The sequence below is a fragment of the Mesorhizobium sp. WSM4815 genome (assembly GCF_055811575.1).
The window spans coordinates 1-23383 of the sequence record NZ_JBVVQS010000066.1 but is presented as its reverse complement, the minus strand read 5'-3'; the positions used below and the strand labels follow the sequence as shown (position 1 = coordinate 23383).

General features: G+C 64.1%; 22 protein-coding genes. 11 read left to right on the top strand and 11 right to left on the bottom strand.

The genetic code is table 11. From position 1 onward, the window contains the following. Positions 1-42: 42 nt before the first annotated feature. From AC0L2B_RS01355 to AC0L2B_RS01345, 3 genes are all read left to right on the top strand, one after another. Positions 43-690, top strand: a complete 648-nt coding sequence (locus AC0L2B_RS01355) for a TRAP transporter small permease subunit (RefSeq protein WP_473743836.1) — start codon at positions 43-45, stop codon at positions 688-690. Next, positions 687-2108, top strand: a complete 1422-nt coding sequence (locus AC0L2B_RS01350; protein ID WP_473743834.1) for a TRAP transporter large permease — start codon at positions 687-689, stop codon at positions 2106-2108. Before AC0L2B_RS01355 ends, AC0L2B_RS01350 begins: the two co-directional genes overlap by 4 nt. A 388-nt stretch (positions 2109-2496) precedes the next feature. Next, positions 2497-3021, top strand: a complete 525-nt coding sequence (locus AC0L2B_RS01345) for a hypothetical protein (RefSeq protein WP_473743831.1) — start codon at positions 2497-2499, stop codon at positions 3019-3021. Between the two features lie 60 nt (positions 3022-3081). Here AC0L2B_RS01345 and AC0L2B_RS01340 read toward each other — a convergent pair whose 3' ends face one another. The 4 genes from AC0L2B_RS01340 to hisS form a co-directional block, all read right to left on the bottom strand. Further along, a complete protein-coding gene (locus AC0L2B_RS01340; RefSeq protein ID WP_473743828.1) occupies positions 3082-4854 on the bottom strand; it encodes an AMP-binding protein in 1773 nt (590 codons plus the stop codon). Between the two features lie 193 nt (positions 4855-5047). Beyond that, positions 5048-5749, bottom strand: a complete 702-nt coding sequence (gene hisG / locus AC0L2B_RS01335) for an ATP phosphoribosyltransferase (protein WP_473743826.1) — start codon at positions 5747-5749, stop codon at positions 5048-5050. After that, positions 5746-6867 carry an ATP phosphoribosyltransferase regulatory subunit gene (locus AC0L2B_RS01330; RefSeq protein WP_473743824.1) on the bottom strand — a complete coding sequence of 374 codons (1122 nt, stop codon included), beginning with the start codon at positions 6865-6867 and terminating at the stop codon, positions 5746-5748. Before AC0L2B_RS01330 ends, hisG begins: the two co-directional genes overlap by 4 nt. Positions 6868-7045: 178 nt before the next feature. Next, positions 7046-8578, bottom strand: coding sequence for a histidine--tRNA ligase (gene hisS, locus AC0L2B_RS01325; RefSeq protein WP_473743822.1), 1533 nt, complete (start codon positions 8576-8578; stop codon positions 7046-7048). 203 nt (positions 8579-8781) lie between these two features. On the opposite strand from hisS, the gene AC0L2B_RS01320 reads away from it, so the two are divergent. Beyond that, positions 8782-9033, top strand: coding sequence for a hypothetical protein (locus AC0L2B_RS01320; RefSeq protein WP_473588026.1), 252 nt, complete (start codon positions 8782-8784; stop codon positions 9031-9033). A 53-nt stretch (positions 9034-9086) separates the two neighbouring features. Here the strand turns inward: AC0L2B_RS01320 and AC0L2B_RS01315 are convergent, their stop codons facing one another. After that, the gene (locus AC0L2B_RS01315) at positions 9087-9722 is read right to left on the bottom strand and encodes a DNA-3-methyladenine glycosylase I (protein WP_473743820.1); all 636 of its coding nucleotides are present in this window, start codon (positions 9720-9722) and stop codon (positions 9087-9089) included. A gap of 213 nt (positions 9723-9935) precedes the next feature. Here AC0L2B_RS01315 and AC0L2B_RS01310 point away from each other — a divergent pair, with 213 nt between their 5' ends. Next, the gene (locus tag AC0L2B_RS01310) at positions 9936-10679 is read left to right on the top strand and encodes a L,D-transpeptidase (protein WP_473743818.1); all 744 of its coding nucleotides are present in this window, start codon (positions 9936-9938) and stop codon (positions 10677-10679) included. Positions 10680-10939: 260 nt separating this feature from the next. Next, entirely contained in the window at positions 10940-11860 is a 921-nt protein-coding gene (locus tag AC0L2B_RS01305; protein WP_287246565.1) for a bifunctional 5,10-methylenetetrahydrofolate dehydrogenase/5,10-methenyltetrahydrofolate cyclohydrolase, read from the top strand. On the opposite strand, the gene glcF is transcribed toward AC0L2B_RS01305, so the two are convergent. The 4 genes from glcF to AC0L2B_RS01285 form a co-directional block, all read right to left on the bottom strand. Further along, the gene (glcF, locus tag AC0L2B_RS01300; RefSeq protein ID WP_473743816.1) at positions 11827-13209 is read right to left on the bottom strand and encodes a glycolate oxidase subunit GlcF; all 1383 of its coding nucleotides are present in this window, start codon (positions 13207-13209) and stop codon (positions 11827-11829) included. The two genes, AC0L2B_RS01305 and glcF, sit on opposite strands and share 34 nt — an antisense overlap. Before the next feature lie 10 nt (positions 13210-13219). After that, the gene (locus AC0L2B_RS01295; RefSeq protein ID WP_473743815.1) at positions 13220-14425 is read right to left on the bottom strand and encodes an FAD-binding protein; all 1206 of its coding nucleotides are present in this window, start codon (positions 14423-14425) and stop codon (positions 13220-13222) included. A 221-nt stretch (positions 14426-14646) separates the two neighbouring features. Further along, a complete protein-coding gene (locus AC0L2B_RS01290; RefSeq protein ID WP_091597500.1) occupies positions 14647-16143 on the bottom strand; it encodes an FAD-linked oxidase C-terminal domain-containing protein in 1497 nt (498 codons plus the stop codon). A gap of 157 nt (positions 16144-16300) precedes the next feature. Next, positions 16301-17632, bottom strand: coding sequence for a DUF3422 family protein (locus AC0L2B_RS01285; protein ID WP_473743813.1), 1332 nt, complete (start codon positions 17630-17632; stop codon positions 16301-16303). A 198-nt stretch (positions 17633-17830) separates the two neighbouring features. On the opposite strand from AC0L2B_RS01285, the gene AC0L2B_RS01280 reads away from it, so the two are divergent. From AC0L2B_RS01280 to AC0L2B_RS01270, 3 genes are read left to right on the top strand one after another with little or no spacing between them, the layout of a single operon-like run. After that, positions 17831-18634: a FadR/GntR family transcriptional regulator gene (locus AC0L2B_RS01280; RefSeq protein WP_473743812.1), complete on the top strand. Its 804-nt coding sequence runs from the start codon at positions 17831-17833 to the stop codon at positions 18632-18634. A gap of 49 nt (positions 18635-18683) precedes the next feature. Further along, complete coding sequence (locus AC0L2B_RS01275; RefSeq protein WP_473743811.1) at positions 18684-19820, top strand: alpha-hydroxy acid oxidase; 1137 nt, start codon at positions 18684-18686, stop codon at positions 19818-19820. 35 nt (positions 19821-19855) lie between these two features. Beyond that, complete coding sequence (locus AC0L2B_RS01270; protein WP_473743858.1) at positions 19856-20629, top strand: metallophosphoesterase; 774 nt, start codon at positions 19856-19858, stop codon at positions 20627-20629. 5 nt (positions 20630-20634) lie between these two features. On the opposite strand, the gene AC0L2B_RS01265 is transcribed toward AC0L2B_RS01270, so the two are convergent. Continuing rightward, the gene (locus tag AC0L2B_RS01265) at positions 20635-20766 is read right to left on the bottom strand and encodes a hypothetical protein (RefSeq protein WP_258124092.1); all 132 of its coding nucleotides are present in this window, start codon (positions 20764-20766) and stop codon (positions 20635-20637) included. Between the two features lie 284 nt (positions 20767-21050). Beyond that, the gene (locus tag AC0L2B_RS01260) at positions 21051-21749 is read right to left on the bottom strand and encodes a type 1 glutamine amidotransferase (RefSeq protein WP_473743856.1); all 699 of its coding nucleotides are present in this window, start codon (positions 21747-21749) and stop codon (positions 21051-21053) included. Positions 21750-21836: 87 nt separating this feature from the next. On the opposite strand from AC0L2B_RS01260, the gene AC0L2B_RS01255 reads away from it, so the two are divergent. Together AC0L2B_RS01255 and AC0L2B_RS01250 are read left to right on the top strand one after the other, a co-directional pair. After that, the gene (locus tag AC0L2B_RS01255) at positions 21837-22514 is read left to right on the top strand and encodes a hypothetical protein (protein WP_473743809.1); all 678 of its coding nucleotides are present in this window, start codon (positions 21837-21839) and stop codon (positions 22512-22514) included. Positions 22515-22545: 31 nt separating this feature from the next. Then, on the top strand, positions 22546-23280 hold the full coding sequence (locus AC0L2B_RS01250; protein ID WP_473743854.1) for a 16S rRNA (uracil(1498)-N(3))-methyltransferase: 735 nt from the start codon (positions 22546-22548) through the stop codon (positions 23278-23280). Positions 23281-23383: the final 103 nt, after the last annotated feature.

Sequence of the window (23383 nt, the reverse complement as noted above, 5' to 3'; positions counted from 1 at the left end):
GGTCTTGCGGGCCGCCGGATTGCACCTGACGGAACCCTGCACATGCTCCGCTACATTGCATTCGCCGATGAACTTTCGGCATGGTTTGGAAAGGTGTTCGCCTGGAGCGTCGTCGTCATGACGCTCGGCGTGAGCTATGAAGTTGTCGTGCGATACCTGTTCAGCGCGCCAACCGCGTGGGCATTCGACCTCAGCTACATGCTCTACGGCACCATGTTCATGATGGCCGGCGCCTACACCTTGTCGCGGGACGGGCATGTGCGGGGCGATTTCATCTACCGTCTGTGGAGGCCGCGCGTGCAAGCGGCGGTCGAACTTGTCCTCTACATCATCTTCTTCTTCCCAGGCGTCACAGCGCTGATTCTGGCCGGCTGGAAGTATGCCGCGCGCAGCTTCCGCTATCTCGAGGTAAGCTCGAACAGTCCGGCCGGGATTCCGATCTTCCAGTTCAAGGCCGTCATCGTGGCGGCAGGCATCCTGCTCTTCGTGCAGGGGATTGCCCAGGTGTTCCGCTGCGTCGTCTGTCTGCGAACCGGAACATGGCCGCGCGCGGCCGAAGACCTGGAAGAGACCGAGAAGGTGCTGATGGAAGCCAAGACGCTCGATGTTCTGCATCACGGTTCAGAAGCAGTCGACCTCCCATTCCTCCACCCCGACAATAAACCCGACCGCGACGGAGAAGACAGATGAGCGATCCCCAGGTCGCCGTCGCGATGCTGCTCATTCTGCTTCTGGCGATCTTCCTTGGCTTCCCGGTTGCGTTCACTTTGATGGCGCTCGGGGTCGCCTTCGGCTACTACGCTTATTTAAATCCGGGACGGATGTGGCGCGCCTACGAACGGGCGGTTGAGGATGGCGCCGACGGCTGGACGCTTGCGGAGCATTGGATCGGCGGCTTCTTCAACAACCGAATTTTCGATCTGTTCGTGAACCAGACCTATTCCGTGATTTCGAACGACGTGCTGACTGCCATCCCGCTGTTCCTGTTCATGGGCTATATCGTCGAGCGGGCCAATATCATCGAGCGTCTTTTCGGCACCCTCTATATCGCCACCAGGCACGTTCCTGGCTCCATGGCGGTTGCCGCCCTCATCACCTGCACGCTTTTCGCTACGGCCACAGGCATTGTCGGCGCGGTCGTGACACTGATGGGCCTGCTGGCGTTTCCCGCCATGCTGAAGGCGCGTTACGACGTCAGCTACGCCTCGGGAGTGATCTGCGCGGGCGGAACCCTCGGCATCCTCATTCCGCCGTCGATTCTGCTCATCGTCTATGGCGCGACGGCGGGTGTGTCGGTGGTCCGCATGTATGCGGCAGCCCTGCTTCCAGGACTGCTGCTTGCCGGCCTTTATCTGATCTATGTGGTGGCGGTGGCGGTGCTGCAGCCGAAGGTGGCGCCGAAGCCGACCCGAGACGAGGTTGGGCACTATTCGGTCCTGCAAATCAGCTGGATGCTGCTGACCTCCTTCGTCCCTCTGGCGGCCCTGATCCTCGCGGTGCTCGGCGCTATCCTGTTCGGCCTTGCCACGCCCTCGGAGGCTGCCGCCATCGGCGCGCTCGGCGGCGTCGTGCTGGCCGCCGCCTACCGGGCCCTGACGTGGCAACGCCTGAAGGAGTCCGTCTATTTGACGGCGCGCACGACCGCGATGGTGTGCTGGCTGTTCGTCGGCTCCGCGACCTTCGCCTCGGTCTTTGCCTATCTGGGAGGCCAGCAACTGATCAGCGATTTCGTCACCGGCCTCGACATGTCGCCGCTGATGTTTCTGATCGTCGCCCAGATCATCATCTTCATCCTGGGCTGGCCGCTGGAATGGACGGAGATTATCGTGATCTTCGTTCCGATCTTCCTGCCGCTATTGGCGCATTTCGAGATCGATCCGCTGTTTTTCGGCGTGCTCGTCGCAGTCAACCTTCAGACGGCCTTTTTGTCGCCGCCCATGGCGATGTCGGCCTACTACCTCAAGGGCATTTCGCCGCCGCATGTTCAGCTTTCGGATATTTTCCGCGGAATGATGCCCTATATGCTGATCGTTATCCTGTGCATGGTCATCATCTACGTCTTCCCGCAGATCGTGTACGGGCTGCCCAACCTGATCTACGGGGGCTGAGGACGGGTCGAATGGAGGACAACAGGTGAATTTGAGCCGCTTCCTGGCCGTCCTGGCGTTTGTAGCTTTTCTGGCGTTTTTCGGCGTCGTAGTCCGTTTCGTCCCACATCCCGATCTGGGCGTTGCGGTCGGCATCGGCGTCCTCCTTGCGGGCTACGATCTATGGAGCCAGTTGAGGTCTCGCGCGAGGTAACAGCCGGCTTGGGGCGGTCGTGGAAAGCTGCATGGCTGCAGCGTCGATGCGGGCAAAGAGCCGAACCGTCAGCTCGGCCGAGAAACATCAACTTCAATCAAATCCTCGTGAATTATACCCGACGCTCGGAACCGCAGACGCGTTCCCGGCATTGATTTTGCGGAGGAATCTGCGTCCAGAATAGGGAGCAGTGTTATGGCTTACCGTGATTATATCCATACGCCGGTGACGCCACGCGACATCCGATGGGGACTCCAGCAGGGGGCCGTCGCGGGCATTGTCGCAGGCATCGTCTTTGCGGCCTTCGAAATGGCGACGAGTGCGTTCATGATGGGGGCGGAAGCGTTCTTCATGCCCCTGCGCATGATCGGCGCCATCGCGCTTGGACCGGAAGCCCTCGATCCCGGCTACCCGCTCTTGACGGCCAGCATCGCCGGCGTGGTCGTACATTTGATCCTGGCCATCGCCTATGGGATCGTGTTCGGGGAGATTGCCGCAATGCTGCGAGGGCGAGCAGCCTTCATCGGTCTCGGCAGTATCTTTGGCCTCGCCTTGTGGCTCGTCAATTTCTATGTGATCGCGCCGATCGCATTCCCCTGGTTCCTGCAAGCAAGCCCGGTCGTGCAGTTCATTGCCCACACATTCTTCTTCGGTACCGTCCTCGGCTGGTACCTGTGGAAGTCGCACGAGAGAAGCGGGCTCGAAGGACCGGCGGTTTAGCCTTGCCAGCACCGAGCTGGCACAGTCGGATTGAAGCGGAAAGAGTGCTCACACCCCGCTTCAAGCCGTCTTCGGCGTCACCAGGCCGAGTTCGTCAACCATCGCCTCGCGCATGAGAAACTTCTGCGGCTTGCCGGTCACCGTCATCGGCAATTCGGTGCGGAAGCGGATGTGGCGCGGGATCTTGTAATGGGCGATCTGGCCGGCGCAGAAGGCCTTGATCTCCTGGTCGGTGGCGGTCTGGCCCGGCTTGAGCACGATCCAGGCACAAAGCTCCTCGCCAAATTTCGGGTCGGGGATGCCGAACACCTGCACTTCCCTGACCTTGGGGTGGCGGTAGAGAAATTCCTCGACCTCGCGCGGATAGACGTTCTCGCCGCCGCGGATGACCATATCCTTGACCCGGCCGACGATGTTGCAATAACCCTCGGCGTCGATGGTGGCGAGGTCGCCGGTGTGCATCCAGCCGTCGGGATCGATCGCCTCGCGGGTTTTTTCCTCGTCGTCCCAATAGCCCTTCATCACCGAATAGCCGCGCGTGCAGAGTTCGCCCGGCGCGCCGACCGCAACGGTCGCGCCATCGCCATCGATCGCCTTGACCTCGACATGGGGGTGGACGCGGCCGACGGTCGAGACGCGCTTTTCCAGCGGGTCGTCGACGCTGCTCTGGAACGACACCGGGCTGGTCTCGGTCATGCCATAGGCGATTGTCACCTCCGCCATGTGCATCAGCGACACCACCTTCTTCATCACCTCGATCGGGCACGGCGAGCCGGCCATGATGCCGGTGCGCAGGCTGGTGAGATCGAAGGTGTCGAAATCCGGATGGTCGAGCAGGCCGACGAACATGGTCGGCACGCCATAGAGGCCGGTGCAGCGCTCGCCCGCCACCGCTCTCAGCGTGGCGCCGGCATCAAACCCCTCGCCCGGGAAAACCATCGTCGCGCCCTTGGTGACGCAGCCGATCGTGCCCATCGACATGCCGAAGCAGTGATAGAGCGGCACCGGGATGCACAGCCGGTCGTCGACGGTGAGCCTGATCGCCGAGGTGACGAAATTGCCGTTGTTGACGATGTTGTTGTGGGTCAGCGTCGCGCCCTTGGGCGCGCCTGTCGTGCCTGAGGTGAACTGGATGTTGATGGCATCGCCGGGCTTCAGCCCCTCGGAGATCCGGTCGAGGCTATCATGCTCGTCGCGCCCGCCTATCGCCAGCACGTCGGTGAAATTGAGCATGCCGGGCGAATGCTCCTCACCCATGCGGATGACGATTTTTAGCGCCGGCAATTTTTTCGCATCGAGCTCGCCCGGTGTCGCCGTCGCGATCTCCGGCGCCAGCGTCTCGATCATGCCGAGATAGTCGGAGCTCTTGAATTTGACGGCCGTGACCAGCGCTCGGCAAGCGACCTTGTTCAGCGCATAGTCGAGTTCGACCAACCGATAAGCCGGGTTGATGTTGACCAGGATCAGGCCGATGCGGGCGGTGGCGAATTGCGTCACCAGCCACTCCCAGCGGTTCGGCGACCAGATGCCGACGCGGTCGCCTTTTGCCAGGCCGAGAGCCAGGAAGCCTGCGGCCAGCGCGTCCACCGTGTCTGAAAGTTCGCTCCAGGTGAAGCGCTTGTCCTGGTCGACGAAGACGGCGGCATCGAGCGTGCCGTATTTGCTGACGGTGTCCGAAAGCAGCGCCGGGATCGTTTGCTGCAGCAGCGGCACGGTGCGCTCGCCCGATACATGCGCCCTGCCGTCGACCGGCGCGACAAACGTGGCCCCATTGCCCGGGCGGCGACCGCGCAGGCTGGTGGCATTCTTCAACTCGTCGAGATTGATCGGCATTGCCGTCTCCTCCGCAGGCGACCCGAGTCTATCAGCCTGCCGGGGTGGTGGAAATCCCGTTGATGGTTTTGGAGCGCAATCCCCTCCCCCTTGAGGGCAGGGTGCCTCGCGAAGCGAGGCGGGTGTCTCGCGTCGAGCACTGCCGCAACGACCCCACCCGTCCATCCGCCTTCGGCGGCTGTCCACCCTGCCCTCAAGGGGGAGGGAAGGCACCCATCTTCGCCGCGATGCCGCGCATGACAGCCTCGTCGGCCGCCGCACGCGGCTTCCGCGATGCGACGAGGCAGGCCTGCGATCGCAGGATGACGCCGTCCGCCAAAACCTTCAGATGGTTGGCGCGCAGCGTCGAGCCTGACGTGGTGATGTCGACGACGACATCGGCCAATCCCGCCGCCGGCGCGCCTTCGGTGGCGCCGAGGCTCTCGACGATGCGATAGACCTGGATGCCGTGCTTTTGCGAAAAAAACTGCTGCGTCAGCCGCCAGTATTTTGTGGCTATCCTGAGCCGCCTGCCGTGGCGCTGGCGGAAATCGGCGGCGACATCGTCGAGGTCGGCCATCGTATCGACGTCGAGCCAGATGTCGGGCACCGCCACCACGACATCGGCATTGCCGAAACCGAGGCGGGCGACGATCTCCGCGCGCGCCTCCCAGTCGGCGACGCTTTCGCGCAACAGATCCTCGCCGGTGATGCCGAGGTCGACCGAGCCCTGGCCGATTTCGCCTGCGATTTCTGACGCCGACAGGAACGCCACCTCGACCGCTTCCACGCCTTCGATGCGGGCGCGGTATTTGCGCTCGTCGCCGGGCAGGCTGACGGCAAGCCCGGCCTCGGCCAGCACCTCCAGCGCCTGCTGCTTGAGCCGGCCCTTCGATGGAATCGCCAGGGTGATCATTGCGCCTTCTCCCGCAACGTTTCGATGCGGTCGAGCCAGACGGAAAAGCCGACGCCGGGGATCGGCGTTTTCGCGCCGAGCAACGTCAGCAAGCGGTCGTAACGGCCGCCGCCGGCCAGCGGCCGGTCACCGTTTTCCGCCGCGATCTCGAAGACCAGGCCCGTGTAGTAATCGAGCGGACGGCCAAAGGCGGCGTCGTAGCGGATTTTTGCCGTGGACAGGCCAAGCGCTTCGATCGCCTTGGCGCGAGCCGAAAAATTCTCGAGCGCCGCGCCCAGCGAAACGCCGGCGCCGGCTGCGAAGGTTTCGAGCGCTTTTGCCGCGCCGTCGAGCGTCACATCGATCGCCAGAAAATCCTTAAGCGCCGAAAATGCCTCGTTCGACAGCCTGACACTGCGCAGCTCGGCCTTTTCGATCAAGCGCCGCGCAATCTCGGTCGGCGACCGTCCGGCCGACGCCGACAGACCCGCCTGTTCCATGCCGCCGGCGATGTGCGAGGAAAGCGCTTCCAGATTGCCGTCGAGGACAAGGGCTGCGACCGCGCCGGCGAGCTGGCCGTTGCGCGGCGGGTTGGCGAGGTCTGCCAGCGCTGCCTCCAGCATCGCCGCCGAACCGAAGGCGCGGGCCAGCCGCATGCGCCAGCCGCGCGGCAGGCCGAGTGCGGCGAGCACCGCCTCGAAAACAGTCTGGTCGCCGAGCGTGATCGTTAGTTCCTGGCCCGGCAGCACCAGCGAAAGCAGCGCATGCGCATCGGCCAGCGATCGGGCATCGGCCTGTGCGATGTCGCCGTCGCCGAGATCCTCGATGCCGGCCTGGAAAAACTCGTTTCCGCCCTCGCGGCGCTGGCGAAACACCTCGCCGAGATAGGAATAGCGGCGCGGCGTTCCGGCTTGGCTGGCAATGTGGTCGAGGCAGACCGGGATGGTGAACTCCGGCCGCAGGCAAAGCGTCTGTCCGGTCTCGCTTTCGGTGAGGAAAATACGCCGGCGCAAATCCTCGCCGGCCATGTCCAGGAACGGGTCGGCCGGCTGCAGCACCGCCACCTCGACCGCATGCGTGTTTCGCGCAGCAAAGAGTTTTGTGATGTCTGATGCGATGGCGGGGTAGCGGGAGGTCATTGATCGGTTGGGTGCGAGGCACCCCCCTCTGGCCTGCCGGCCATCTCCCCCTCAAGGGGGGAGATTAGTCTCGTCGCAGCCTTCGCCCTATTTTCAAGGTTGAAAGGTAAGTGCCGGCGGTACGGCTGCCCATCTCCCCCCTTGAGGGGGAGATGGCCGGCAGGCCAGAGGGGGGTGTTCACGCGCCACCCTTCGCACGGTCGGCCGCCTGCGCCGCCAGTATCTTCCTTACCTCGCCAACCAGATCGCTTTCCGCCACCGTCACCTGCGCCGGGCGCGCGGAGCGCCATTCGGCGTTGTCCACAATCTCCGCCGACATCCGGGCGCCCTCGATCAGGTCCTTGATCTGCACCTCGCCTTTCGCCCGCTCGTCGCCGCCCTGGATGATGGCGACCGGGCTGCCGCGGCGGTCGGCATATTTGAGCTGCGCCTTCATGCCGGCGCCGCCGAGATACATTTCCGAGCGGATGCCGGCGGCGCGCAGCTCGGCCACCATTTTCTGGTAGCGGCCGAGACTGTCCGTGTCCTTGTCCATGGTGAGCACGACGACCGGCGCGATCACGTCCGATGTATTGAGCTTGCCGAGGTTCTTCAGCGCCGTCATCAGCCTGGAGACGCCGATGGAAAAGCCGGTCGCCGGCACCGGCTCGCCGCGAAAGCGCGAGACGAGGCCATCATAGCGCCCGCCACCGCCGACCGAGCCGAAGCGGACGATTTTTCCCTCTTCGTTGGGAATTTCGGCCAGCAGTTCGGCTTCATAGACCGGGCCGGTGTAATATTCGAGGCCGCGGACGACGGAGGGGTCTATGCGAATGCGGTCCGGACCATAGCCGGCAGCCAGGACAAGCGCTTCAATCTCTTTGAGTTCAGCAAATCCCGCTTCGGCGGTGGGGTTGGCCTCAAGTACCCTGTTCCATTTTCCTACATCGTTTTTGAGCCCAGCCTCGACGTGTTGGTTGTGAAGAACGACGGCGACAATGAACGCTGCTTGAACTTCGTCTAGCCCAGCCCCCTTTGTAAAATCCCCCTCGCCCTCTTTACCGCCGTCCCAGCGACCTTTGCCCAGCAAAAGCTTGACGCCTTCCGGTCCAAACTTGTCCAGCTTGTCGATCGCGCGCAGCACCTGCAACCGGCGCCCAGCATTCTCGTCGCCGCCAAGGCCGATCGCCTCGAGCACGCCGTCGAGCACCTTGCGATTGTTGACCCTAATGATGTAGTCGCCGCGCTTGATGCCGAGCGCTTCCATCACGTCGGCCATCATCATCGCCATTTCGGCGTCGGCCGCGACACCTGGCGTGCCGACCGTGTCGGCATCGAACTGCATGAACTGGCGGAAGCGGCCAGGGCCGGCCTTTTCGTTGCGGAACACCCAGCCGGAGCGGTAGCTGCGATAGGGTTTCGGCAGGCGCTCAAAGTTTTCAGCGACAAAACGGGCCATCGGCGCGGTCAAATCGTAGCGCAGCGACAGCCACTGGTCGTCGTCGTCCTGGAAGGAGAACACACCCTCGTTCGGCCGATCCTGATCGGGCAGGAACTTGCCCAGCGCATCGGTGTATTCGATCAGCGGCTGGTCGACCGGCTCGAAGCCGTACAGCTCATAGACCGAGCGGATCGTCGCCATCATCTTCTCGACGGCACGGATATCCTCGGCGCCGCGATCGACAAGCCCGCGCGGCAGCCGCGCTTTCATCTTTTCCGATTTGTCGGCCATGGCATGGGTCTTTTCGCTAGGTAAAGCTGACTTGTTTCGAGTGGGCGTGTCCTAACCGATGGGGCTTGGCGCGGCAAGGGTTTGCTCCTTGCCTTCTCCCCGTGCGGGAGAAGGCAAGGAGCTGAAACAATTCCGCCATAAGCGCGGCATCGTGCCGACACAATCGCAGCCGATAAAGCGCGCCGAAACAAGGGGTTCGGGCCATGACCTTGGCGCAGAAATTCGACATCAACGACAGCCGCACCCGCGAGCTGCCCGCCCAGCTGAGGCCGGCCGATCATCATGCACCGGGACCTGCAGCCCAAATGGCGGGACCGTTCGAGGTTGCCGCAGACAAGCGTACGGGGCCGACCATGCGCGATGCGCTGCTGACCAGCCTGCTCGTGATCTATCCGGCGTTTGCCACGATAGCGGCTATCGTTGCCGGGCTCTTTCTGGCCGGCGCCGGCGCTTGAGTTGTTGAGCGCCCCCTTGCCTTCTCCCCTTGTGGGAGAAGGCAAGAACGACGCTACTTCGGCCTTTTGAACGCCTTGCGCTCCGCCTCGACCTGCTCGCGGCAGACACAGCCTTCGAGATGGTCGTTGACCAGCCCCATGGCCTGCATGAAGGCGTAGACGGTGGTCGGGCCGACAAAGCTCCAGCCGCGTTTCTTCAGCTCCTTCGAAATCCGCACCGAGACTACCGTGGTCGGATTGGCGCGCAGATGGGCGAGATCGACGATTTCGGGCCGTTCGTCCGGGCCGGGTTCGAACTTCCAGAACCAGGCCGCCAGCGAGCCGGCCTCGTCGGCCAATTCACGCGCGCGCCCGGCGTTGTTGATGGTCGAGACGATCTTGCCGCGGTGGCGAATGATACCGGCATTGCCGAGCAGGCGCTCGACATCCTGTTCGGTGAAGGCGGCGATCCTGTCGATATCGAAGCCGGCGAACGCCTCGCGAAAATTCTCGCGCTTGCGCAATATGGTCAGCCAGGACAGCCCCGACTGAAAGCCTTCGAGGCAGATCTTTTCGAACAGCCTGAGGTCGTCGTCGACCGGCCGGCCCCATTCGTGATCGTGGTAGTGCAAATAGTCCGGCAGATTGCCGTGCCAGAAGCAGCGCGCGATACCATCGGGTCCAGCCAGCAGGCCTGTCTTCTCATCCATGGCACAATTCCATTGGTTAATGCGCCTCAGCGCTGCCTTTACCGCGGCTTTACCAGATTCCTGAACCGGCCGGTAACCACACCGAAAGCTTTACTGACAATGCAGCATTTTACGCATTCCGATTCATGTTTCGGTTGCTGCTCCGCGCCCAATGTTCGCGACATCGGGGACGCTTGTGCGCCCCGGCGTGTTCGACGATCAGGGTGCGTTCCAATGAAGACATTTTTGTTCCCGCTGCTCGGCGCCGCTGCCGTACTGGCCGCCGCTACGCCCTCCAGCGCCAATGATCGCTATGCCGACAGGCCGCCAGTGATGGTGAGCCCCGACCTTTCGGCGCCCTGGGTGCTGCAGCTTGGCCGCGCGCCGGGCATCGTCCGCCAGAACCGGCAAGAGATGCAAAAGCCGCAGCGCCGTTCTCAGCGGCAGGCGCAACCGGCTCAGCTGCACACAGCCGCGATGCAAGCGCCGGCCAAGAAGCGCATCATCGCGCGCCCGCAGATCAACCCGATCTACCTGCCGCAGGAAGTCGCCTACGACGGCCCGGAGAAGCCGGGCACGATCGTCATCGATACGCGGGAGAATTTCCTCTATCTGGTCGAGAACAACGGCAAGGCGCGGCGCTATGGCGTCGGCACCGGCAAGCCGGGCTTCGAATGGGCCGGCAAGCACAAGATCTCGCAGAAGAAGGTCTGGCCCGAATGGCGACCGCCGGCGCAGATGATCTCGCGCGAGGCCGCCAACGGCCGTTATCTGCCGACCTATGTCGCCGGCGGCGTCGAGAACCCGCTCGGCGCGCGCGCGCTTTATCTCGGCTCGACGCTCTACCGCATCCACGGCACCAACCAGCCATGGACGATCGGCGGCGCGGTGTCGTCGGGCTGCATTCGCATGCGCAACGAGGACGTCGTCGATCTCTATGAGCGGGTCGATGTTGGCACGACGGTTGTGGTGATGTAATTGTTGCCGAGTCTGTCCAGAAGTCTCGGGATCCATCGGAATACGGGGGACGGGCCGTGTGGGGATACGGTCGGTCACGAAAGGGCAGCGCGGCAAACCGCCGCTGCCCTTTCTGTTTCCGGGACGCCATAGGATGGTTTAGTTTGTCAGGATCGGGTGGTACGTCGCGCCCGCGGCATGGCGGTTCGCATTCTCGCTGCCATTCTCCTCGGTATTTTGCTATGTCGGCTGCAACGCTTCCAGACAAAGGCTTAAGCACAATGTCCCTGTCCGACGACAGCCGCTATCTCCGGGGCGGTCCGGTCGCCCAACGCATCATCGCCTCGGTGCGCGAGGATGCAGCGATCGCAACCGCCGAAGGCTTTCCGGCCAAACTGATATCGATCACCGTCGGCGACACGGCTGCAGTCGATGTCTATGTGCGCAACCAGCGCGCCAAGGCGGCACTGGCCGGTATCGGTTTCGAGGAAAGACGATTTCCCGCCGACATCACCGCCGGCGAACTCGAAGCAGCGATCCACGGCCTGAACGCCGATCCGCGCGTCACCGGCATCATCATCCAGCGGCCGGTGCCGGTGCATATCCCGATCAAGACGCTGCAAGCGGCGGTGCATCCGCTCAAGGACGTCGAGGGCATGCATCCGGCGTCGATCGGCAACATCGTCTACAACCAGCTCGACCTCGCACCCTGCACGGCCGCCGCTTCGGTCGAACTGCTCAGGGAAACCGGTCTCGATCTCAAGGGGCTCGAGGTCGTCATCGTCGGTCACTCCGAGATCGTCGGCAAGCCGATCGCCTTCCTGCTGATGAGCGAGGGCGCGACGGTGACGGTGTGCCACCACATGACGCGCTCAGTGGCCGCGCATGCGCGGCGTGCCGATGCTCTGTTCGTCGCCGTCGGCAAGCCGCGGCTGATCAAGGCCGACATGGTCAAGCCCGGTGCGGCCGTCATCGACATCGGCATCAATTCCGAGATCGGACCGGACGGGGAGAGCCGCATCGTCGGTGACGTCGACGCCGAGAGCGTCAAGCATGTGGCGTCCTGGATCACGCCGGTGCCGGGCGGCGTCGGCCCGATCACCGTGGCGATTCTTTTGCGCAACACGATGGTGGCGCTCAGCCGCCAGCGCGCGCGCTACCATGCGACCTATGGCGTGGTGGACAAGCTCGCAGCGGAATAAGCCGGCAGCGCCGGTGGATCACTCCGCTGCAACGGCTGCCTGCTGTCCGGAACGCACTCCGGCTGCGGCCCGCCATAGGCCCAGTCGAGCAGCTTTATCGTGTGCACCACCGGCAGTTTCGCGGCGGACGCAATCTGGGTGATGCAGCCGATGTTGCCGGTGGCGACGATTTCAGCACCGGTCGCCTCGATATTTCTCACCTTGCGGTCACGCAGTTGAGCCGAAATCTCCGATTGCAAAATGTTGTAAGTGCCGGCCGAGCCACAGCACAAATGCCCCTCGCGCGGCTCGCGCACGACGAAGCCGGCTTTGGCCAGAAGCTCCTTCGGCTGGCGGGTGATTTTCTGGCCGTGCTGCATCGAGCAGGCGGAGTGATAGGCGACGATGGTGCCGGGCTTGCGCACCGGCTCGGGCAGATCGATGCTTGCCAGATATTCGGTGATGTCCCTGGCCAGCGCCGACACCCGCGCCGCCTTGTCGGCATAGGCGGGATCGAGGCGCAGCATGAAACCATAATCCTTGATGGTGGTGCCGCAGCCCGACGCAGTGATGACGATGGCATCCAGCCCGCCTTGCTCGATGGCGCGCGTCCAGGCGTCGACATTGCGCTTGGCCGAGGCAAGGGCTGCCGCCTCGCGGCCCATGTGATGCACCAGCGCGCCGCAGCAGCCCTCGCCCTCGGGAACCACGACCTCGACGCCGAGCCGCGTCAGCAGCGCGATCGTCGTGTCGTTGATGGCGGGATCGAGCACGGATTGCGCGCAGCCGGTAAGGATGGCGACGCGGCCATTTTTGCTCGTGCCCTGCCCGGCATGAATGCCCGGCGAAGCCATTGGCGAGGCCGCAGGAACCGACGCCGGGGCGAGCTTGAGCATCGCCCCCAGCGGCTTCAGCGTCGGGAGCTTTTCCAGCAATCCGGCGAATGGCTGGCCGAGCTTTGCCAGCTTGAGCGCAGCGCGAAACCGCGAGGGATAAGGCAGGACCAAGGCCAGCATGGCGCGCGTCAGCCGATCGGGCAGCGGCCGCTTGTAGGTTTCCTCGATATGGACGCGGGCATGGTCGACCAGATGCATGTAGTTGACGCCCGACGGGCAGGTTGTCATGCAGGCGAGGCAGGACAGGCAACGGTCGATATGGGTGACGATCTGCTTGTCGGCCGGTCGGCCGTTCTCCAGCATGTCCTTGATCAGGTAGATTCGCCCGCGCGGCGAATCCAGTTCGTTGCCAAGCGTCACATAGGTCGGGCAGGTAGCCGTGCAGAAGCCGCAATGCACGCATTTGCGCAGGATCTTTTCCGATTCCGCGACATGCGGATCGGCAAGCTGGGCAGCTGAGAAATTGGTCTGCATCTCGTACCTCCTAAGCCATGCGGCCGGGGTTGAGGATCGCCTTCGGATCGAATTCGGCTTTGAGCCGCGCCGACAATGCTGCCAGGTGCGGCGCCTGCGGCTCGAACACCGGCACAGCGGCGCGATGCGAAGGGGCGGCGCGCACCAGCGTCGCATGGCCGCCGCCATACTGTCTCACTACTGCTCGCAGAAGATCGGCTTCGGGATCGCCATGCTCCATGCGCAGCCAGATCAGTCCGCCCTGCCAGTCATAAAAGGCATCGACGGCCGCCTGCATGCGCAGCGCCAGCACCATCTGGTGGCCTTGCGCCGGCGCCATCGACACGCGCCACACCGGCTTTTCCAGGCCGTCGGCAAACGGCGCGCAATCGCGGATATCGCGCCAGACAGAATGCGAGACCTCGCCCGAGATTTCCTCGAGCGGGCCGGCATTTCCGAGCAGATCTTTCAGCGCTGCGATGCGGTAGGCGACCGACGGGCCGAACCCCTCGACGCGCAGCAATGTCGCGGCGGTGCTGCCGAGACCGCCGCCGGCGACCCGTGCGGCAACGCGTTCGGGAAGATGGGCAGCACTCGACACTTCGGCGCTGGAACCGAGTGCCAGCGCCATAGCGGCCGCGGCATGATCGTCGAGCAGGCCGCGCACAGCCAGCGTGACTTCGGTCTCGGCAGCGGGCAGCACCTTGAAGGTGACGTCGGTAAGAACGGCAAGCGTGCCCCAGCTGTTGGCCATGAGCTTGGACAGGTCATAGCCGGTGACGTTCTTGACCACGCGGCCGCCCGATTTGAACGCCTCGCCACGCCCGGAAACCGCTGCTATGCCAAGAATATGGTCGCGCGCCGCCCCCGCCTTCAGCCGGCGCGGACCGCAAAGGTTCGCGGCCAGCACGCCGCCGATCGTGCCTGTTCGCTTTTCGCCGCCGAGCAGCGGGCCATAGTCCAATGGCTCGAAAGCCAGCTGCTGGCCGTTTTCGGCAAGTAATTTTTCGATCTCGGCGAGCGGCGTGCCTGATTTCGCCGACAGCACCAGTTCAGCCGGCTCGTAGAGCGTCACGCCTGACAGTTTCGACAGGTCGAGCGTGTGCTCGGTCTGCAGCGGACGGCCGATGCCGCGCTTGGAGCCGTGACCAAGAATTTCGAGCGGCGTTTCTTCCGCCGCCGCCCAGGCGACGGTGGCGAGAGTTTCGGCGGTGGTGGCGGCGGTGAAGGTGGTCATGGCGTTGCGCCATGTGCAAATTCGAGAACGCTGTGTTCCTTCGCGCCCACCTCTGTCCTGCCGGACATCTCCCCCTCAAGGGGGGAGATCAGATGTCGCGTCCGGCTTCGCCAATCTTCAACGTTGAAAGAAGGGTGAGGCGCGCGAGCAGCCAATCTCCCCCCTTGAGGGGGAGACGTCCGGCAGGACAGAGGGGGGTGTTCAAGCGCCAACATGCCCACTCAAAACCTCGGAATATCCGGAAACGCCGTCTGGCCGCGATGCACGTGCATGCGTCCGAGTTCAGCGCAGCGGCGAAGCTGCGGAAACACCTTGCCCGGGTTGAGCAGATGGTTGGGGTCGAATGCGCATTTGACCCGCATCTGCTGGTCGAGGTCGATCTGGTTGAACATTTCCGGCATCAGGTCGCGCTTCTCGACGCCGACGCCGTGCTCGCCGGTCAGCACGCCGCCGACCTTGACGCAAAGCCGCAGGATGTCGGCGCCGAAACTTTCCGCCTTGTCGAGCTCGCCCGGCACGTTGGCGTCATAGAGGATCAGCGGATGCAGATTGCCGTCGCCGGCATGGAAGACGTTGGCGACGCCGAGCCCGTATTTTTCGGAAAGTTCCCGCATGCCGTGCAGGACGCGCGGCAGTTCCTTGCGCGGGATGGTGCCGTCCATGCAGTAATAGTCCGGCGAGATGCGGCCGACCGCCGGAAAGGCCGCCTTGCGGCCGGCCCAGAAACTCAGCCGCTCCTGCTCCGATTGCGAGATGCGGCATGTGGTCGAGCCGTTCCTATAGGCGATTGCCTCAACCAGGCCGATCAAATGATCGACCTCGACGCCCGGCCCGTCGAGCTCGACGATCAGCAGCGCCTCGACATCCAGGGGATAGCCGGCATGGACGAAATCCTCGGCCGCATGGATCGCCGGACGATCCATCATCTCCATGCCGCCCGGGATGATGCCGGCGCCGATGATGTCGGCGACGCATTGGCCGCCCTGCTCGCTGGTCGGGAAGCCGATCAGCAGCGCGCGCGCCGTCTCCGGCTTCTTCAGGATGCGCACGGTGACCTCGGTGACGACGCCGAGCAGCCCTTCGGAACCGGTCATCACCCCGAGCAGGTCGTAGCCTTCCGCGTCGAGATGCTTGCCACCGAGCCGCACCACCTCGCCGTTCATCAGCACCATCTCGATGCCGAGCACATTGTTGGCGGTAAGGCCGTATTTGAGGCAATGCACGCCACCGGAATTCTCCGCGACATTGCCGCCGATCGAGCAGGCGATCTGGGAGGATGGATCGGGGGCGTAATAAAAGCCCTCCTGCTCGACGGCGGTGGTGATGCCGAGATTGGTGACGCCCGGCTGGGCGACGACGATGCGGTTGGGAAAATCGATCTCGAGAATGCGGTTGAACCTGCTCATCACCAACAGCACGGCGTCTTCCAGCGGCAGCGCTCCGCCTGACAGCGAGGTGCCGGAACCGCGCGGCACGACGCGGATGTTGCGGTCGTTGCAATATTTCAGCACACGCGAGACCTGCGCCACCGTTTCGGGCAGCACCACGACCAGCGGCAGCTGCCGATAGGCGGTGAGGCCGTCGCTCTCGAAGGCGCGCATCGAATTGGCAGCGTCGACGACGCCCTCGCCGGGCACGATGATGCGCATATCGGCGACGATCTCGTCGCGCCGGCGCATCGTGGCGTCGTCTGGCTTCGGCATCAGCAGGCCGGACATCGACAGTTCCTTCGATCGACTGGTAAAAATCTTTTACCAGCGGCAGGCGCTTGTTGCAAATCCTGCTTTGGCCGAAATCGGGACGATCTTGCGCGGGTCGGCGAGAGGGAAGCGCTGACTTTCTCCCCCCTCTGTCGCCTTCGGCGACATCTCCCCCTCAAGGTGGGAGATTGCCTGCCGGCTTGGCGGGTTCGGAGTGCAGGCGGCGCACTCGGCGCACGCCCCACCAGACCAGCAGGATGGCGAGCGGCACCGAGGCGGCGGTGACGACCTCGGGCGCGACGGCATGGCCGAAGATCGAGGCGCCCTTGGCGAGGTAGCCGATGAGCCCGACGACGTAGTAGGAGACGGCGGCGACCGAGAGACCCTCCACCGTCTGCTGCAGCCGCAACTGCAGGCGGGCGCGGTTGTTCATCGACGCCAGCAGATCGCGGTTCTGCTTCTCGACCTCGACGTCGACCCAGGTGCGCAGCAGCGTGGTGGCACGGGTGAGCTTGGTCGACAGATTGGCCTGACGCTCCTCGACCGAACGGCAGGTGCGCATGGCGGGGGCGACGCGGCGCTGCAGGAAGCCGCCCCAGGTGTCATAGCCGGGCACCGCCTCTTCCTCCAGCGCCTCCAGCCGTTCGCGGACGATGCCGTCATAGGCGCGGCTGGCGCCGAAGCGATAGAGGCTGGAGGCTGCATCGGCCTCCAGTTCGGCGGCAAGCTCGGTCAGGTCGGCAAGCAGCGTCTGGTTGTCGCGGGTTTCGGCGACCTTCATTTCCAATGTGGTCTGCGCCAGCCTGTCTTCGATGCGGCGGGCGCGACCGGACAGCATCAGCGCCAGCGGCAGGCCAAGCATGGCCAGCGTGCGGTAGGTTTCGATATCGATCAGCCGCTGCGCCAGCGCGCCGGTGCGTGCCGGCGTCAGGCCGCGGTCGAGCACCAGCATGCGGGTCATGCCGTCACCGTCCTGGCGGAAATCGGTGACGATGGCGGCATTGCCGCGCTCGACCAGCGAATAGCACAGGCTGGTCGGGTCGAAGCCGGCGATCAGCCTTTCGCTCGCCTGCGTCCATTTGCGGATTTCGAGCCTGATGCCGGAAATCACCGTTCCCGGCGGCGAAAAGCCGTTGCCGAAAGGCGAACCTTCCTGGCGCTGGCCGCTCTCGGAGAGCGGTCCTTCCCATAGATAGGTGGAGAATTCCGTATGCCGTTCCCAGCGCAGCGAGCCCTTGCCCCACTTCATCGCGTGGTGGCGGGCATGAGGGTCAGGCGCGGCGATGCCGAGGCGCCGCGACAGTTCGGAAAGCACTGCCTGGTCGACGCCGGAGCCGGCTTCGGTCATGAACGAAAGCTGCACCAGCACGCGCGGCTTCTCGACCAGCGGATGCGGACGGGCGTGAACCTCGCCGAGCGCGCCAGGCCGTCCCTCATGCGCGGGAAAGCCCATGACGCTGCCTTCGACGCGCGGCTGGAATTTTGGATTGGACGGGTCATCTGCCACGGCTGGTCCCCCGGGCCTGGTGCACTCGCGTCCCTCTAGAGCCAATTGCCGGGGCACGCAAACGACAAATTAGCCGAAAGCGATATGCCGGGACGACGTCGGACCCGGCCAAGTGGGCGAACTGGATAAATAATTTGACCAGTTGCCGACACAGGCTTTATCCTGCACGACACCGGTTCATTCCCCAGGCCATCCCCGTTGAGCGACATTTTCTCCAGGATCGAGCATTCCCGCACCGCCGACGAGGTGGTGCAGCAGATCGAGAGTCTGATCCTCGAAGGCGTTCTGCGCACCGGCGACAGGCTGCCGGGCGAGCGCGAGCTGGCGCGCAGGTTCGAGGTGTCGCGGCCGATCCTGCGCGATGCGCTGAAGGCGCTGGAGGGGCGCGGGCTTTTGACGACCCGGGCCGGCGGCGGCACCCATGTCGCCGACGTCATCGGCCAGCTGTTCACCAAGCCGGTGACGGACTTGATCTCCATGCACCGCAAGGCGGCGACCGACTATCTGGAATACCGCCGCGAGATCGAGGCGGTGGCGGCCGAGTATGCGGCGCGGCGCGCCACATCAGACGACCTGGCGCTGCTCGATCGCATCATGGCGCGCATGGACGAGGCGCACCGGACCGGCAATTTCGACGACGAGGCGGAAATCGACGTCGAGTTCCACCACGCGATCTGCGAATGCGCGCACAACATCATCCTGTTGCACACGCTGCGCTCGTGCTACCGGCTGCTGTCGGAGGGCGTGTTCCAGAACCGGCTCCTGGTGTTCAACGTGCCGGGCGCGCGCGAGGCGCTGCTTTCGCAGCACCGGGCGATCTACGCAGCGATCAAGGCCGGCGATCCGGCGGCCGCACGGCAGGCTGCGATGGACCACATCACCCATGTCGAACGCACCATGGCCGAGGCCGAGCGCAGCGGCGACTGGCAACGCGTGTCGCGTCTGAGGCTGATGCAGCGCTCAGAAGCCGGCGACAGCGAGCCGGCACGGAAACGCTCGTGAGCGCCGGCCAAGAATTGCGACGAATTAGCGAACCATCAGCGGGAAGCCTATGAGCATGATCCTCACCATCGCCGATCTCAAGGACCTGGCGCGCCGCCGCGTGCCGAAGATGTTCTTCGACTATGCCGATTCCGGTGGATGGACCGAAAGCACCTACCGGGCCAATGAGGAGGATTTCCAAAAGATCAAGTTCCGCCAGCGCGTTCTGGTCGACATGAGCAACCGCTCGCTGGAATCGACCATGATCGGAGAGAATGTGGCGATGCCGGTGGCGCTGGCGCCGACCGGCATGACCGGCATGCAGCATCCCGACGGCGAGATGCTGGCGGCGCAGGCGGCGGAGGAATTCGGCGTGCCGTTCACGCTGTCGACGATGAGCATCTGCTCGATCGAGGATGTCGCATCGGTGACCAGGAAGCCGTTCTGGTTCCAACTCTATGTGCTGCGCGACAAGGATTTCGTCCTCAGTCTCATCGACAGGGCGAAGGCGGCGAAGTGCTCGGCGCTGGTGCTGACGCTCGACCTGCAGATCCTCGGCCAGCGCCACAAGGACATCCGCAATGGGCTGTCGGCGCCGCCGCGCTTCACGCCGAAGCATGTCTGGCAGGTGGCGACCAGGCCGGGCTGGTGCCTTGGCATGGCCGGTACCAAGCGCCGGACTTTTCGCAACATCGTCGGCCACGCCAAGGGCGTCGGCGACCTCAACTCGCTGTCGTCGTGGACGACGGAGCAATTCGATCCGCATCTGTCGTGGAAGGACGTCGCCTGGATCAAGGAGCGCTGGGGCGGCAAGCTGATCCTGAAGGGCATCCTCGACAAGGAGGACGCGCTGATGGCGGCCAAGACCGGCGCCGACGCGATCATCGTCTCCAATCATGGCGGACGCCAGCTCGACGGCGCGCCGTCGTCGATCTCGGTGCTGGAAGAAATCGCCGACGCGGTCGGCGACACGATCGAAGTGCATATGGATGGCGGCATCCGCTCTGGCCAGGACGTGCTGAAGGCGCTGTGTCTCGGCGCCAAGGGCACCTATATCGGCCGGCCTTTCCTCTACGGCCTCGGCGCGCTCGGCAAGGAAGGAGTCACCAAAGCCTTGGAAATCATCCGCAAGGAGATGGACATAACGCTGGCACTGTGCGGAAAGCGTCTGGTGACCGACATGGGCAAGGATCAGCTTCGGCGTTAGACTCCCGTGGCGGCATGGTCACGGAGATGGAAGCATTGACTGCCCCCGGCATCCACTTTCTCGACGCGCGCGGACCGGAAGGCATGCGCATCTATGCGGTCGGCGACGTGCATGGCCGGCTCGACCTGCTCGCCGCCATGTACCGCCGGATTGCGGCCGAGATCCACCAGGCGCGGCCGGCCGACTGGCGTGTCGTCCATCTCGGCGACTATGTCGACCGCGGCCCGGACTCCAAGGGCGTCATCGATTTCCTGATCGAAGTGCGAAAACGCGACCCGCGCCACCTGATGCTCGCCGGCAACCACGACATCGGTTTCCTAGACTTCCTCGACACTCCCGATGCGGACGGGCTTTTCATGCGCTATGGCGGCATCCAGACCGCGCAATCCTATGGCGTAGCGCTCAATGAAGGTGGCGGCGCGTGGTTCGGCAGGTCCGAGGCGGCATTGCGGCAAGGCCATGCAGCACTTGTCGAGGCCGTGCCGAAAAGCCATGTCGAGTTCCTGCAGTCGCTGCCGTTTTCACTGACCTTCGGCGACTTCTTCTTCTGCCATGCCGGCATCCGGCCGGGCATTGCGCTGGAAAGTCAGAGCGCGCAGGACCTGATCTGGATCCGCGATGTCTTCCACAATCATTCCGGCCTGCATCCAAAGATCGTGGTGCATGGCCACACGCCGGTGCCGGAGGCCGAGGTGATGGTCAACCGCGTCAATATCGACACGCTCGCCTACCAGACGGGAAACCTCAGCGCGCTCGTCGTCGACGGTGCCGACAAGCGTATCCTGGTGGTGTCAGGCGAGAGGGGTTAAAGCGCTTAGCGAAGCGCGGCGGTGACGCCGTAGCCGTCGACGGCGTTGTGGTTGTTGGCTGCGTCGCCGGCGTAGGTGCCGAAGCCGCACAACACTATGGCCGACAACATGACAAAGGACAGAAGCGCTGCTTTCACGGACGTCATCTCTTGGTTAGGCTTTCTGCATCTGTGCACGGGGTGGGTTACGAATGGGTTGAAACGGAAAAAGCGTCTCAAAGTTTCGACGATTTCGCTGCTTTTAGGCATTTTCTGTATCGGCGATGTGTCGCGCGAGTGACCCAAAAGGTTCATCGCGTTGCACGGACGATGCAGAGCGGGTGCCTTCTAGGGTGGCGGGCGGCCACAAGCCAAGCACGAAACATGCTGTCCACAGCGGATTTTTGCCGGCGTGCCAAATATGCAACGTCGATACTGACTGATCAGATCGTCGCCACCCAGGCGCGGGCGATGGCCAGCCCGGCGGCATCGGCAGCCGCTCCGTGGCGGGCCATTTCGTCGTCGAGCCGATCGCTCCAGTCCGGGTGCCGCTCGGCAATGAGCGATGCGAAAGATGCGCTCCAGTCGCGGACCATCGGCCGGTCCGCCTCGAAATGGAACTGGAAGCCATAGACGGCGCGGCCGATGCGAAACGCCTGGTTCTCGGCGACGTCGTTGCCGGCGAGCCGCACGGCATTTTCGGGCAAGACAAAGGTGTCGTCGTGCCATTCGAAGATCGGGAAATTTTCGGGCAGCGCAGCGAGCACCGGATCGGCCGTCGCCGCCGGCGTGAGCGAGACCTTGTGCCAGCCGAATTCCGAGGCGCCGCCGATCCGGTTCTCGCCGCCGAAGGCGCGCGCCACCAGTTGGCTGCCAAGGCAGATACCGAGCACGGCGCGATCCTTGCCGGCGAAATCGCGCGTCAGGTCGAGAAGTCCAGGAAAATACTGGCAGATCTCGTCGTCGAGCGCATTCTGGGCGCCGCCGAGCACGACCATGGCGTCGTGCGCAGCGCTGTCCTGCGGCAGCATCTCGCCACAATAGGGCCGGCGCAGGTCGATATCGGCGCCTGCCTCGACAAGCGCCGCGCCGATCTGTCCAAGGCCCTCGCTGTCGAAATTCTGGACCACCAGCACCCGCATCGAAAAACCTGCTGACATGAAAACGATGCGACGAGCGATATCATGCCGCCGTCATTCCGGCCAAGATACGTATTCGGGGAGAAAGCTATGCCACTGCAGAATCGGGTCGACCCGTTCGGCGTCATCCACGCCGTGCCGGAGCGCGGCCTGTTCATGGGCAATCGCGGCATCATCCATGACCCCGAAACGAAGACGCTGCTGAAAAAACGCTGGGCGCTGCAGGCCTGGATCATCTGCGTCTGCGGATTCCGCAATGTGCGGCGCGAGCCGATGGGCCGCAACCGGAACGGTGGCAAGACCGGCTGGACCGAATTGTTTTTCCTGGACGAGGTGACCGCACTCGCGGCCGGGCATCGGCCCTGCTTCTTCTGCCGGCGCGAGCGGGCCAGGGACTTCGTCCGGCGCTTCGGCATGGCCTTCGGCATTGCCGCGCCGCGCGCACCACAGGTCGACAAGCGGCTGCATAGGGAGCGGCTGGCGTCGGGTGGGCAGGCACCGGTCGTATCCGTAGAAGAGCTTGCCGGGTTGCCGGACGGCGCCATGGTTGCGGACGGCGGCAATGCCTATGCGATGCGCGGCGGCAAAGCGCTGCACTGGTCGTTCGCAGGCTATGATGATCGTGTGGGGGGCGATCCGGTGGACGGCGATCCCGTGGGGTTCGGCGGTTTTGCCGACCGTCCAATCCGCCTGCTCACGCCGGCGACCACCGTTGCCGTGCTGAGGCAAGGCTATGTGCCAGTGTGGCATCCGTCGGCCGAGACTTGACGCCAAGAGCCGGCTCGCCCATTCCTCGGCGATGCGCGCCAATTACAAGATGCAGCGGCTGTTCGTGCCGGACGACCTCGGACCGGATATCGAGTTCGAGGCGAGCCCGCAGCAGGGCCATTACCTGATGCATGTGCTGCGGCTCGGCGAGGGCGCCGAAATCCTGTTGTTCAACGGCCGCGACGGCGAATGGTCGGCTTCTATCGCCGCCAGGTCCAAAAAGACGATGCGGCTGAAGGTGCTGGCATTGCAGCGGCCGCAGCCGCCGCTGCCCGATCTCGTCTACTGCTTTGCGCCGCTTAAGCAGGGTCGGCTCGACTATCTGGTGCAGAAGGCGGTCGAGATGGGTGCCGGCGTCCTGCAACCGGTCATTACCCAGCACACGCAGGTGGCAAAGCCCGGCATCGAACGGCTGCGCGCCAATGTCGTCGAGGCCGCCGAACAATGCGGCATCCTTGCGGTGCCGGAAGTGCGCGAAGCGGAAAAAATCGAGCGCCTGCTGGCCGGCTGGGACAAGGAGCGGCGGTTGATCTACTGCGACGAGGATGCTTCCACCAACAATCCGCTGCCGGCGCTGCAGGCGGTGCGGGAGAAGAAGCTCGGGCTGCTGGTCGGCCCCGAGGGCGGGTTTTCCGACGAGGAACGAAGGATGCTGCGGGAGCTGCCTTTCGTAACCGCGATTCCACTCGGTCCGCGCATCCTGCGCGCCGATACGGCTGCGGTGGCGGCGCTGGCGGTGATACAGGCGACGGTCGGGGACTGGTGAAGGCACTTCCCTTCTCCCCTTGTGGGCCTTTGTTTGGACCGGAGACATCGCGAACAGGTGTGCGAGGACATCGCGAACAGTTTGCCATCCTATCGAGCAAGGG